We start from the raw sequence: 15,203 nt of genomic DNA, 5'->3' as shown, positions 1-15,203 counted from the left end.
ATTTCATTCATTTATGATTTTTCTCTTCCTTCTATTATCCTTGATTTAATCTGATCTATCACCTTTATTTATTTGTTGTTACTAGGTTTCATTGGGTTATCAATCTCAAAGGGGTTGCGTATAACTACTAATCTACGAACTCATCTATCCCTCCTCTACAGCTAGATAGGTGAATTCGTATATATACCTCTCGTAGTGTGATAGACGAAGCTACTCGTCTTCTACAAGATCTGTCATACGATCCAGTGGGCTCTGGATGCGACGGATATCTTTGATGCTGACATGAGTGTAGATTTCGGTTGTCTTAGAGCTTGCGTGACCTAGCAGTTCCTGAATATAGCGAAGATCTGTGCCATTCTCAAGTAAGTGAGTCGCAAAAGAATGCCGTAATGTGTGAACTGTTGCGGGCTTAGTTATTCCTGCCTTCTGTATGGCTTTCTCAAATACATGTTGCACAGAACGTTCCGATAGGTGATGATCAAGACCCTTCCCTCCAGGAAACAAATAACCGACTATAGGTTGATTATCCATGTAATGCTGTAGTAGCGTATAAGCTGCAGTAGAGAGAACTGTGAATCGATCCTTAGCTCCCTTTCCCTGACGAATATGAATGGTTTTACGTTCAGGGTCGATGTCCTGTTTGGTTAAACGTACAGCTTCACCTATTCGTATACCAGAGGAATAGATCAATGCTAGTAAAGTACGGTGTTTTACATGTTCCACGGACTTCAGCAATCTAGCTACTTCACTTGTAGAAAGGACCACGGGAAGTTTCTTTTGTCGCTTTGGCCTAATCCATTGTTTCAAATCACTACGTCCTAATACCGTAACATGCCAGAACCGAAGAGCGCTTACCGCTTGGTTCACATAAGAAGATGATCGAGACTCTTCGTACAGATTCAGTAAATACTCCCGTGTATGCTTAAATTCAGCATCTCTTAACGGAATCGGTAGCGTTCGTAAATAGCGTTCAGCGTGACCGATATATGCTTTTTGAGTCTTGAGGCTATATCCTTTCAATTTTAAGCTCTCACTCAGTCTTTGCAATGCAGCCTTCTCATCCCCGGATTGAAGCTGTAATAGTTCTGGAAACTGCTCTCCCAATTGAGTGTTTCTCAACTCTACAGGCATTTCCCTCAATACATTACACAGTAATAGAATGGCTGATTTCGTCCCAGGAATCACCCAGCATTTATCAGCGGCATTCCATTTCCGACCGGGAACACTTCTAATCCGCTTAATCCAATCCTCAATATATGGCGTTTTTACAATCACATCACCATTCTCGGCGCAATCCAACATAACATATTGACTTGATGAATATACATTCGCTCCACTCATTCCATTATCCTCCAATTCATTGATATGTTCCACCCTCACAAACTTGAACAAAGCAATCAGTTTTGTCGTCCTTTAGGTGGTTAGGCTAGCGAGGTAACCGCCTCTTCGAGAAATGTAATAAATGTGTAGTGTGTGGAACATGTACCTCTTAATACTTCAAAAAAAAGACAGATCGCTCATTAGAGCAATCTGCCTTCCGGTGCTACCGCAAGTCCATTGGTTTGAAATGGTTTCATATTATTATCTTTTTAATCTCTTATTTATCCAAGCACCCTACCTACACACCCCAATGCTTCGCAATAAAAGGATCTCTCCCCGATTGTTCGCGGTCTTCCTTATAATGCTTGGGATTCTTATGGTGATAGTCCTGATGATATTCCTCTGCTTCGTAGAACGTTACGGCTGGGATAATCTCCGTCACAATTGGACCACTGAATCTAGCACTTGTAGCTACCTGCTCTTTAGACGCAAGTGCAGCTGCATGTTGTTCTTCATTATGATAGAAGATCGCTGTGCGATACTGTGTTCCTCGATCTTGGAACTGCCCACCAGCATCGGTGGGATCGATCTGTGGCCAGTAGAGTTCAAGCAACTGTTCATATGGAAAAAGGGCTGGATCAAATGTGATCTGCACCGCTTCATAATGACCTGTCGTTCCTTTTTTAACCTCTTCATAGGTTGGGTTCACTGTTGTACCTCCGATGTATCCAGATACAATGCCATGAATACCCGGTAATTCCTCAAAAGGTGTAACCATACACCAGAAGCATCCTCCAGCAAACGTTGCTTTCTCCATGTTCCTTACATCCTCTCTGTTGTCTTATCTACGTGAGGTTTGAGCGAATGCTTGAAGAAATCAGACCACAAAGGCTGAAATCTTTCATCTGAGGACTTTACATCCACTGTCCTTACCACAGAACTTTAACATCTACTGTCCTAACAACGTAGGTTTCTCTATTAGTTTGAAAGACTCTGTGCCTATCATAATATCTCTACCAATCAATTTATCCGTCGCGAAATCTGGTATGGCCACTGTAACCGAGTTCTTGTAATCCGCTAAGTTTAAGGTAGGTGTAGGTTTCTCTGTTTCCGTCGTTCCTTCTACTGAACCAGTAGTACCCTTGGTTCCTGTAACCCCGTCTACCTTATCCGTAGTCTCAGATCCCTTACCTGTAACCCCATCCCCCGTTGGTTCTGAGTCTTTACCTGTAGCCACAGCGTCCTTATCGGTATCTCCGGTTACTTGATCTGTTGTATCATCAGTCTTACTTGTATCTCCTGGTTCCTTACTAGCTGTATCTACATCCTTAGCTGTATCTCCAGCACTCTGATCTGCTGTATCTGCTTCTTTACCTACATCTCCAGATCCAGATGGATCAGACACCTTATTGGCATCCCCAGCGCCTACGTCCTCAGTACTCGTTGCCGTCCCAGCATCCGGTACAGCGGTACTATTATCATCAACACTTGTGTCTGGATCTACCCCTACTTCACATTTAACTTTAGGCGTTAAGCCGTCCAGAACCTTCGGAGTAGTACCATCCGTTGACGCAAGTGTAATACTGCTAGCATCAAAAGCCTTACAAGTTCCGGCATCCTTGAACAAGAAGACAAGCTGACTTCCTTCTACTGTACCCTCCGCAGATTTTACCGCTTCTGCATATGCCACAATATCATCTGAGATAACATCAGGTGTAAGTGTCCCTTCAACTGGAGGCATTGGAGTCGCAACAATCTCCGGTTCTTTATCAAATACACCCGCTGCTTTGAGTCCGAATAGGCCACCAACCACGACGACAAGTAAAATCCCTGCAAATACAGAAGTACGAATCAACTGTTTACGATTGCGGCGAATGAATTTAACGAAAGGTGTAGACAACTCAATTTCAACTTTGGCATATACGGATTTAAGTTTAGGTTTCGCAGCGTGAAAGTACTTCTTCACTAGATCCTTCTTCTTAAAGGCTTCTCTATCATAATTTTTAAAATAAGAAAGAATAGCTGAAGCATACGCCGGAATAAGACCTCTTTCTCCAGTGAACATATGCTGTCCCGCAGACCATTGAATGAATTGATATACAACTTCATGATCTTTAGCATGTCTCCGAATAAAATTCAGCAGTCCCGAGTAATTGACTCCAGCTTGTCCACCTTGATAGAAAGCCAGCGCCAAATGACTGAATTGCTCAGGTATAACCTGATCTTCTAACCAACGACAACCCATTTGTTGTACACGATCTAGCTCCATGGGGCTGAGTCCATCAAATACGCTCTCGTCAGGATGGTCATAACTGAACCATGCATAGGCTGCCAACATGACTGCCGCTTGAGACTTAATTCGAGCATCAAATTTAGCCGCCCATGACTTTACTTCTTTGCGTTCTTTTAGAAATTTAATATTTAATAGCTGTTGTTTCGTCAATACACCCAAATCTAGCTCTGTTAATAAAAAGAGATTCACCACGTAAGCAAGTTGGTCCATTAACTCGAAATCAGGAATCAGCGTACCGGGTCCTTGTGGAATTTCCCACTCTCTTTCGAGTTTCCGTTGCTGCTCCAACAGATTATTGACAGCGGTCACCGGGTCCGACTCATTACGTAACTTCGCTAGTAGTTGGGACTTCGCTAGATCAACGAAATAGATGTTTCGAGTTACCACAGGATGGTTCTTACCCCATACCCCAACCAATTGCATAACATCACTAACTCTAGATGCTTTCATATACTTCTCTAGTATATACGGTTCAAATAGTTGCTTCGTGAAACCACTGCTTAATACCATATCGAAAAAAGCCTTACTCAGACGCGGATTACTCTCGATCACCTTATAAAAGGAAGAGATCGCCTCTTTGCGCTTCGACGAGATAGCATGGCTAATGGCGACCATGAGATATTTAACAATTTTGGCTTCATTATGCTTACCGCAGACACGGTAATAGTCCTTAAATGCTTCCACAATAACGAGATCTGGCAACTGCCCCTGCTTAATAGCATCGAACTCTTGATCAAATCGCGCGAGGAAAATATCATTCAAACGCACTTTACTAGATAACGCATCTGGTGTTGGCATATACTCCAATAATCCACGTAATATGGTTCCTTTATTATTTACAAACAGTGATTCATTGCCTTCCTCAATCTGATAAAAGATAGACAACTCATTGTAGCTAGAAATGGCTGTTCTCCGCATCATATCCATATCTGCCAGCATCTCATCAGCGAACTGATAGAAACTCTCTGCACGATTGGGACGACCTAGATTACTCCAAGCGAAATCTAAATAGGGCTGTTTCGAGGGGTCGATATCGACATTCAGCACCCGCTTCGACACAAGATCAAATGTGAAGTCCTTCTCGACATTTCGATCGCCCGGGCGAAGACTCCCTCTCTCGACGAACATGATATGAATTCCTTTTTTACTCTGAGGCTCATTAGCATACGTTAAGAACCCCAGTAACTTGCGAAAAGCATACGGTATACTGGCATATATCACTTCAAGTAGTTGCTTCGCAACTGTGGATATCTGTTCAGCTGGTACATCTAGCGCGATATATACTTTTTTCTTACCTGTAGTAGCTATCATCACTGCGATCAATAGTTGCTTGAACATCTTCTCATCGATATTTAGACTGGCAAGAATGCTCGCTGCATTCACAGATCTAATTGACCCCTTAACAGGTACCTCGATTAACTCAGGTATATCCAACCCTTGTTCAATATCATATGTTTCAGCGAAATCCGCATGTAGCCATGCTGAATAATCCCATAAAACCTCGTCTGAACGCTCGCTAGGAATAATATAGTTATGTGTAAAAAAGGCACTCCGAAGTCCCGTGAAATCTGCCGATTGATACACACTACGTCCAATAATCGTCTGACCGTTATCCGTATGATACAGATGCAACGCATCGGGGTACACAGTCTCATCTTTCTCACCACGTGCATACAATTCAGCTGGTGCATCGTATGCGCAGAAAGGATGAAGTGTTTTTTTGATAAAAGAATGATCTAACCCCTTCGATCTTGCGATCGTATCGAATCCTTCCGTTGATCGAAAGATCCCTCGCCGCTCCCGAGTATATAGCTGCTGTTGAATAGGTTGGGGAGTCGTGTTCTCCACTATTCCTCTCTCCCCTCAATATACATTAGTTGATAGAGTAGCCATATGAACGGTTCATCCACCCGAACCGGACTTGCCACTCCTTGTAACTTCTGGTCAACGGGGTTACTACCCAGTGCTGACACTGCGAAATACGCTGTATTGGAGAAATACACATCCATCGTTCCTTTAAACGGCCGATCGACCTTCTCTATGAAATGGCGGATTTCCCCGTCAATATTCTCGAACTCCGTCAAATTAAGCCATTTACGATGAATCATATTATTAAAAACATTACTATTCGACTTGATATACTCGCCCTCTTCGTCCTTCAACGAATGTAACATATCGCTCTTCGTCAGAACGACAGCGGTTGGAATATCCGTCTTCCCTTTATCTTCATAGGCAATGAAGTCTCCGAACATCGTGAGCACCACATCACGCGGCTCATCATATTGGGACACCCATCCGCCTTCGGTATCTCCGAATTTAATTCGAATCTTCTCGCGGATCGAGCGTATTTGTAATGGATCAACCATGAACAGAATTCCCGATGAATTCTTAATATGCTGACCATGTAGACCTAAATAATCTTGATCGACCATACCCTCACCCGCTACATCAAAGAATACAAGGGTAAGTGGTGGCTTGGTCTCATCTTTAAATACAAATTGAAAAATAAATGGCTCTTGCATCTTCTCTTTTTGCGTAGAAGCTAGCAGATCGCCACGTTCAAACAATGGTTCTTCGTACATCGTTCGGAACTTACGGCTAATCTCCGCATTCAATGGCATACAAGCCGCATCGAAGTGATCCGCTGTTGTATTCTGTAGCGTATGAATCAGGGCCGTCATATACACGGACTTGCCCACTTGCGATGCACCCACGATGGAGATAATATTACTCGGTACTTTACCAGAAGTAACAGGCAACTCATTGTGACACTTCGGGCACAGTCTTCTACGGGTAAGCACACCATAACGGTCGTTTAGCCCAACTAGAACATTATCTGAATAGATCTGATGTTCCTCTGGAATGTCATTCGGATGGATGATCGCTTCAATGTCATCTACCGTGTCAAGTCCGAAGCGCTCGCGGTATCGATTCAATTCATCATCTTCCCCTAATGCATAATTCTCGTCATCCTCACGATGATGCGCCGCACGAAATACGACGGCTTCTGGTGTGAATTTCTCGAAACAATACGGACATACAATATCATAGAACAGCGGCTTCGGTTCCGCTTGTGGTTTCTTTTTGAACATATCGAAAATCCCCATATGCTTCCTCCTTAAAGTTGTGAGCCTCTTGTGACTGAAGATAATGGTGTGGATGGGTGGCGCTACGGTAACGGATTGTTCTTACGATCGCTGTTGACCTCGGATTTCTTGATTATATACCGCTCTTAGCGGTAGAAATCCGAGGTCAAAGGCGAACGCTAACGCTTCTACAGAACAATTCCGCTCCCTTCGCTGCAGCCAGCATTAGCCATTATTCTCAGTAAACATACCTCTCAAAACTTACGTCGTCATTTCCTTAAAAGCATGGACCTTCATGCTTCGCCTATTCCGGTCAATTTACAGATACAATACTTTACTTATTACATCACTACTCTGCTTTCTTCCCTACTCCGGCATTAACTCGTACAACTGGCCGTACGTAGGGCCGTCAGTGAAGAATATACGGACGAAGTCGTTCTTGCCTACCTCGATTGCGGGCAGGATGGTCTTGCCTGCTTCGAAATGTTGCACGAAAGGATACACGGTTCCATCTGACTTATTAGATGGATAACTACCCTGTTTCTTCACGTAGCATAGAACGTCTTTTGCCACGGGGACTTCTGTGGTCACCCGCATTTGAATGGTTTTATTTTTCTGGAATAATCCATGCTTCTGCTTAATCGAATATTTAATCCGCGCTCTTCCGGTACTGATGGCTTTACGATTCTGTCCATCCTCCTGAACAATGAGAACGGGTTCACCATGATCCCTTGAACATGCAAACACCGTATACACCCTGCCACCAATGCCCTGAACTCGCTCATGGTATCCATTGTTCGCCTTATACTCATCTCTAGTGTACAGCTTTAGGCTATGGATTGCTGGTTGTTCCAACAAGGCTTCATCCGATGCAGCACGATGTATGTAGACTGCCTGAACACCTTCAGGCCAACGCCATCTTAGGATACAGCGATCTTCGTCCATTTGATGTACCAGTTCACGTATGATTGGCGTGTCTATATCCGCATGGATATATTGCATACCCACTTACCCCCTTACGACTAAAATCCTTTACTACTATTCTTCTTTCGCTCATTTCCATCTGTAATTACGCCCGCATGTCCGGGTCGATGTCTACCTTCTTGTATACGGCCATTTTCTTTCACAGGTACAACTAATGTAAAGATAGCAATGATACCCGCTATGATAAGACAGGCCAATAAACGGATCAGACTATCTTCCGGTGATTGTCCTGACAACCCAAATTCTAACACGATCCCTGCAAGGATCCCAGCTAGGCTCCCCCCAATACCGAAGCTCCGCGCCAGATAGCGGTTATCAAATACTAGACCGAGAGATACTCCAATGGCTGCACCTATTAGGATAATGGACACAATCCTTAACACTGCATAGTAGGTGTTGTCTTGTGTCGATCCCGTCCGTTCTGTGATGAGCGTGCGATCTCCGATTTTGTCATATAATCGTTGAAATGCGAAGGATAGATTATCTACATTATCTACGTCGATAAACTCTCCATGAGTTCGATTAGCAATCTCATTAAGTAATCTCGAACCATCCGAGTTGACGGCACTCATGCCAACCGTATTAATGACGACACCCTGCTGTTCGTAATCAACAAGTTCGGTATTCAAATCGATGTCACTGAAACCGTCCGAGAGAAGGATAACCATCGTTCCGCGTTCACCATCTGATGTGCCGTTAATGTGTAGCATCGATTCCTGAAGTGCACGAGCAATATCGGTTCCACCATTGCCTGCTTCAAGCGTATCAATAGTTGTAGAAACCTGGCGTTTAACCGCGGGGCTATCTACTAAAACAAAAGGCTGTACCAACTTCGCATCATCACTGAACTCAACGATAGCTACTCGTTTATCTTTATCCATTTGTCCTATAAGACTCTTAGCCGCTTCATAACGTCCATTGTTCGGATCCGTCTCCCGCATGCTACCAGAATTATCGATTACGAGTACAATATCTTTAACAGGTTTAACGCTTCCTATATTCAATCCATACAGAAGTTCAAGTATAAGTCCCAGCACGAATAACAGTCCTAACGTTGCAGGTACAAGTAGTTTCCATGAAGAACTAACATACCGTTGTCTCCAAGAGGGACCATTTAAACGAGGATCAATCATCTCAGCAATAAGACACATGAGAACGATACATAAAGCAACAACTCCACAATATAACCCTACCACGATGATACTTGGTAATTCTCCATAATAACGGCCCAGTATAACTTCTCCTATTACGCAACCAATGACACCACCAATAAGGCTGAACAACAGCATGAGAAGATTTATTTTTCGTTGCATTTTCCAACCACCTTTTCAACATGAATTATTATCGTTCAATTAGCGAAGCTCGGGAAGTAGATTCGGATCCAGGCCATGGAATTCATAGCCGTTCTCTAGGTAAGTTTCATAATACATTTTACCATTCCGATAATACATGAGGTCCTCAATATGGAACCCACCCATTAAATTCAACTTCTCAACTCCGCTACTCCGCTGCTCATGAACATAACCCAGTTTATAGATACGCGATGTATCATCAGCCTCAAGCGAGTAGCGAATAAATTCGCTCTCTGAATCTCCAAAGAAATATTTCTCTTCATAGCGATGTTCCTGCGTGTAATCCAACAACCGCACATTAATCGCAGCATGGTCCTCCAAAGTTCGATATAATTTCTTAAATAACTCATCTTTAGACAATACTTGAGTGTTACTATAATCTATCGTGACATTAGCACGGCGTAACAATTCCTCTTCAAAAGTCTGTGCAAAAGGTTCTGCAGTTAGGATATGATTACGACAGATGTGAATGAGTTTCGCTACCAATTGGTCCAATCCGGCATCCAGTAGTTGCGTCACACTCCCCAGATATCGATCTTCGAAAAAGACTGACGTACCACGCTTCGCCTCAATCTCTCGTACAACATCCTCGGTCACAACTTCGTAGTACTCCATAATATTCTGCCCAATATAGTCATCCGCGGTACGAATGCTCTCCAGAGCTGCAGCACGTAAGGTGCCTTCCAGTCTCTCCATCTGATCCACTTGCTGTTTATAATGCTTATGCATGCGACCCAGCTCGGCTTCCACACGCTGATGTAACTTAAGCTCGGTTTCTAATTGTAAAATATAAAGTTTTCTTCGATATATTGCATCGAGGAAAAATCGAATAAAGCTTCGCAAATTATGCTTATCCATAAGTGGCAGTCGGGAGAAAGATTGTTCCTCCACTATTCCCTGGTAACATTGCTCAAGCTCGGCCTTCGCTGATTGTAGCTCATTCGTTGTGTCACGAATAGTGCCTCGTAAATCCTCCATCACACTTCCCGATTGACCTGCATCATCGCTCCATTCCGCTACTTGGAAGAATTCAATCTGCGGTCGATCAAGGATTTGTTTCTTAACCGCTTGCGACAATTCCTCACCTGTCTGAACATGTTCTAAGCGAGCTTGAATTTCTTTAACATAATTGTCACGGAAATACGCCTCGCATCCCTCACCATACAGCTCATATTCCGCTTCACGAAGCGACATCCGTTTCAACGAATGAAAGCTTGTCTGATGCATCATAATACCAGTCATCTCTTCTAGCTTACTTTCATCTGGCATCGTCGCTTTTACGCTATTAGATATTGCCTGCGAATCAATCCCGAAGAATGCTAATTTTTCTTTATTGGTTAACTGAATACCCGTCTTCATGCGAGTAACCATTTGTTTATAGAAATGGTACAACACCGTCAGTGCAATCGATTGGTTGGGACGTTTCACTTTGGAGAACCCCGCAGATACGAACCCTTCCCGACCTGAATCTGACTTGATATTACTTTTAAAAGACATGTTATTATAGTTCCGATTGCTTGATTGATGCTGAACATCCTTCAGCTTACGGTTTTTCAGCAAATTGACGTGACAGATAATCTCGTAGTTGTCCTGCATTTCATCGAATGAGGAAATCCCACGTTCATTCTTATCGGACAATAAATATACCAATTCAAAAAGTGGAGACGGTGCATGCGTCACAGGAATCGATATCCCATCCTCGGTAACATGAAGATTGGCTGAGAATGTAAAGTCATTTTGTTGCATGTATTCGAGTTCACGAAGAAAAGCTACACCTACCGAATGACTGTATCCGAAAGCTTCGACCTCTTTCTCGCTAATTAACCCATACAAATCCATCTGCACAGACTTAAAAGACTGGCTAAAGATGGATTTGGTTAATAACGATATTTCCGGTAAGAACACATTAAGCGGGTCATCGACCCGCGTAATGAAAGTAAGATGGATTCGATCGAAGGAAGAATACATTCGACCGAAATCCGCTATGTTATGACTAACCTTTCGTAAAGTCCGATTCAACTCAAATAAATGGTGTTCATTCTCATAAAAGCTCTTATATTGATCTTTACGTAAGCTCTTAGCACCACCTATATTTGGACTTACACCTGTATGTGCACCTACATTGGGAATTGCATTTGTACTTGTACTTCCACTTGCAGTACAGGTGCCTTCACTAGTGATAGAACTTGCACCCATCTCTGTTGGCCGAGGTAGTTCGAACCGAGTCAGACGCGGATGAGTAAGTACGCCTTCACGATCAGTGCCCGACAGAGAGCCAGAACGATAACCTGATGATAGATCACCCGAAGAACTCAGGGAACTAACGGAACTATCATTTTTATCGCTATGGTCACTCTCTTTCTGACCCTCGGAAGCAATGTGTACGTACATTACACCCGCGCTATTGTCCCATTTCTTATCATGAATGGCCATAATAGGTTCAATCGCATCAGACACTTTGTCTCCGAGAAACACAAACACAGCAGGGTAGTGAATGCTGCTCTGATCATCTTCTCGTCCATCAAGCTTCTCTTCTGCAATGGCATATTCCGTAGCGTACTTTTCTAGTAGTTCCTTCATGATTATTTCAACTTTCTTCGAATATCGTTTAATTTAGATAACATCTGTTTGTAGAATTGATACGTTTCTTCTCCATTTGCCAGTTCGATCTTCTCATATTCCAACTGATCCCGACCGTTAAGGAAAACTTCATACAATTCATCTAACTTCGTGATTAGAGCGGTAATGTCTTCTGATGCTGTTAGTTCCGTACCTCGACGTGCTGCTTTACGCAACAATGTGCTCTTACTTTTCTCATCAAGATTATGGAAGTGCCCGAACACTTCGAACTCAACATAATTATGACTCTTCATCAGATTAGCAAAAGGTTCCCATGTTTCTTCCTCAGGATCACGATCATAGACGTAGAGCGCACCCTTTTTCGTAATAGTCTCTGTATATAGTACTTCAATGAATTGATCAAGCCATTTCTCTTCGTCTTGGTGCTGGTTCATTAATTGTTCGAATTCAGTAGCTTTTGCGCTAATGATAGCATACTTAGCTAACTCTTCTCGTACACGCGTAATAAGTTCAGGCGTACGAATTAAGTTTTCTTTCGCTAAATCTTCTGAAATACTACCGAATATATCTTTACTAGATACCTTCTCAAGTCCCTGTACAAGGATACGTTTCAAATCAATCAGAGCACGCTTTACTTCCCCAAGATTAGGTTTAGCCGAATCTAGTTGCAGATCGTATCCACGAAGGTAATCATTCAGATCGAACGGTTTCGTCATGACGACAGCGAATCGATTACTTGTATTATGATCGATGTCTTTCTCAATAATTACTTTCAGCGACAGTGCCTTAGTGAATTCAGAACGAACACGAGCATTGTAGGATTGAACACGCGTATTCAGATACGTATCGCCCCAAGATCTCTCTGGAATTGGTGAAGGAAGGTAGGTCCAGTTCGCTTTATCTGTCTGTACCAAGTGGCGTCCAATACCTTCTTTATCTAGAATCGTTCGTTCATAACTTTCTTCATATACTTTAAGGGGTGTATAGACGAACAACGGCACACCATTCTTTGTATTTAACCAGAAAATACGGTTCTTCACTTGGCTCTCTTTTACAGTGAAATGAGATTTCCCAATGGAGTTATCCTGGTAATTGCGAATTCCTTTAAGAATGCTTGGTGCCCCAACAGGGACAGATACAAATCCCCATGAAGGGAAATATAGATTGCCTGAACTATTACTCAGGTGGAACACAGGAACAGCTTCCTCATCCAACTTACTTGCGATATTACGCTCAACAAATTTCTCGATAGACTCCTCGTGACCGAATTTCATGATCAAGAAATCCTCCATCGACTGCGTAATCAGATCACCGAATTTATCTCCAAGAAACTCCGAGATCGAACTTACGATGTCTACTTCTTGTTCTCTAACCCATTGATTCGAATGATTCAACAATTCCAACGTGAAATCACGTATAAGATCATCCACATCTTTACTTTCCATCATTTTACCAATGACTTTCGAAATGTCTGGCACGCTCACAAGGTTCCAATAGTATGTTTTGTTGCCCTTATGATCGGCCTGCTCGTCACCCTTAATCAGGATTTCACCATTTTTCTCAAAAATAGCATTCAATGCATTCAATATTTCGGTATATACGTTATAAATGCGCGTATTCTCATTGTTTAATAGCTCATATAAATCTTCATAGAACTCGATCATCTGCTCTGTACGTTCAACATCTGCTTGAAGCCAATATTCATTAATCTTCGCTTCGATATAGATATTCTTCTTCTTATCTTTGGACACAAATGCACTCTTAGCATCACCGAGTCTATCGTCAGCTTGCTCTCTTGCAACTTCAATATCTCTTGGAATCCGATGTAGGTTCTCTCGCAATGTCTCGATATAGGAGAGTAACATTTTGAGTAGGCTGAAGCCTTTTTCCGTATAAATCAGTCTTGAAACATAGAATGGCCCTTGTTCTGGATGTAGGAATATTCGGCGAATCTGATCCGTGAACTGTCCTACAATCTCACCTGGTAGCTGCTTCTTAGCTTTAATATACTCTTCACGAGCACGAGCCAAGAAATTCTGTTCAAGTTCTGTATCCATACTAATAACCTGATTCTTCACGACATTGCTATAACTCATGCGCTCACTATTCTCATACCCTGGAAGTGGCTCAGGTACGCGAGATTCGAAAGTCTTCACCATCGTATCAAGGTCAATCCCTAACTTACGGGCAAAAGTCTCCACATCGTCTTGACTCGGCGCTTTCTCGAACATTTTCTCCATCTTACCAAACAACCGAAATGCTAGATACGTCGTCATCTCTTCAATCGGTAATACCGCAGAGGAAGCACCGATAATATTATAATCGTAGTTCGCTGGATACATCTTGTTCATCTGTGCAATATTCGTACTAATGTTACTAATATAGTCATGAATGGCGAACTCTTCGCCCGACGCCTTCTCTTCACTAGCCATAAAGTTCGTAATGTTCTCAGCCGTTACATTCATACAGTAGTCATAAGCATTCTCTAGTAGCTTGCCTTCGGTATTCGTTGCTGAGATCAAATGGCATAGATTAAAAGGTGGAAGTGGCGAGTTAACCGTCAGAATATTCCCATAACGTTGCTGGAATCGTTCCCCACGGCTGTCCACATTCATCCAATAATCCAGCTCTTTCAGAGCGGCATATCCATTCTTTTTGATATATTCACGCGTATGTTCACTCAAGCTCTTATTGGCCAAGTTAATATCTGGTGTAAACAAATAACCGAGTGTGTTCACACGGTCAATCCCTGCTGAACCATGGTCACGTTCAATAATACCTCTCACAATATAGGCGATATCCAAGAAACAACCACTACCGGTACCCCCAGATAATCCCGTAAGCATAAACACCATGAGTTTCTTATTGGTACCAACAGACAACGTCTTAATCTTCTTATCAATAGCCTGAACAACTTGATTGATCTTCGTAAATAGTAGTAAACGTCCTGCTTGACGAACCCCTGCAGCCCCATTCATACCATCTGTAATACTCATCTCAGGAGATAACCAATCCGTAATATAGGGTTCTAGAACACTACGATTTTGTAGCAATCCACCGATCTCCGCATTCGAGAGTAACACGAACTCATTGATTGGATCGAGTCCAACACCCTTATACTTCTTCCCACGATCTTGTTCGTTCGTCTCAAAAGCTAAGAACTCCACATTATCCGGTTTATCACGTTTCTTCTTGGACAATGGATCTTCCGGCAGCTTAAATCTACGATTAATCTGATATTTCAGTCGTAGCAATGCATCAATACCAGTACCTCCAAGCCCAATAATGAGGATTGGATTATCAATCGTATCCACGCGGATCTTATCGCTGACAATCCCCCCACCTAATGAAACGTCCAATTGCTGAATATGTTCCCTAACCACTGGCTTCATTGTATTTCCCCCTAAAAGCTTTACGAAGTAAAGCTTGCTTCGTAAGCATTATCTTAAGTTTTACGAAGTAAAACTCACTTCGTAAGCATATTCTTGGTCTTTTATACTACAATCCATCTATTTAAGCTCAAAATCCTTAATACTTGCGGAAAACTTATGGATCGCGTAGAAGTAGCGAAGAGGACGGAATTGTCTT

The 15,203-nt window shown here is 42.6% G+C and carries 8 protein-coding genes; all 8 read right to left on the bottom strand.

What is annotated here, in order from left to right:
* Positions 1-210: 210 nt before the first annotated feature.
* On the bottom strand, positions 211-1,374 hold the full coding sequence (locus AC1D69_RS23645; RefSeq protein WP_495458564.1) for a tyrosine-type recombinase/integrase: 1,164 nt from the start codon (positions 1,372-1,374) through the stop codon (positions 211-213).
* A 244-nt stretch (positions 1,375-1,618) separates the two neighbouring features.
* Entirely contained in the window at positions 1,619-2,137 is a 519-nt protein-coding gene (msrA, locus tag AC1D69_RS23640) for a peptide-methionine (S)-S-oxide reductase MsrA (RefSeq protein WP_495458563.1), read from the bottom strand.
* Between the two features lie 132 nt (positions 2,138-2,269).
* Positions 2,270-5,461, bottom strand: coding sequence for a GAP1-N2 domain-containing protein (locus AC1D69_RS23635; protein ID WP_495458562.1), 3,192 nt, complete (start codon positions 5,459-5,461; stop codon positions 2,270-2,272).
* Complete coding sequence (locus AC1D69_RS23630) at positions 5,461-6,720, bottom strand: hypothetical protein (RefSeq protein WP_495458561.1); 1,260 nt, start codon at positions 6,718-6,720, stop codon at positions 5,461-5,463. Before AC1D69_RS23630 ends, AC1D69_RS23635 begins: the two co-directional genes overlap by 1 nt.
* 345 nt (positions 6,721-7,065) lie before the next feature.
* A complete protein-coding gene (locus AC1D69_RS23625) occupies positions 7,066-7,701 on the bottom strand; it encodes a beta-mannanase (RefSeq protein ID WP_495458560.1) in 636 nt (211 codons plus the stop codon).
* A 20-nt stretch (positions 7,702-7,721) separates the two neighbouring features.
* Positions 7,722-8,996: a vWA domain-containing protein gene (locus AC1D69_RS23620; protein WP_495458559.1), complete on the bottom strand. Its 1,275-nt coding sequence runs from the start codon at positions 8,994-8,996 to the stop codon at positions 7,722-7,724.
* Between the two features lie 39 nt (positions 8,997-9,035).
* A complete protein-coding gene (locus tag AC1D69_RS23615; protein WP_495458558.1) occupies positions 9,036-11,615 on the bottom strand; it encodes a transcription initiation factor TFIID in 2,580 nt (859 codons plus the stop codon).
* 2 nt (positions 11,616-11,617) lie between these two features.
* Positions 11,618-15,007: a tubulin-like doman-containing protein gene (locus AC1D69_RS23610; RefSeq protein ID WP_495458557.1), complete on the bottom strand. Its 3,390-nt coding sequence runs from the start codon at positions 15,005-15,007 to the stop codon at positions 11,618-11,620.
* Between the last annotated feature and the right edge of the window lie 196 nt (positions 15,008-15,203).

It is taken from the genome of Paenibacillus sp. Y301 (genome assembly GCF_059445505.1).
The sequence above is the reverse complement of the archived record's forward strand: the minus strand, read 5'-3'. Positions and strand labels throughout refer to the sequence as shown.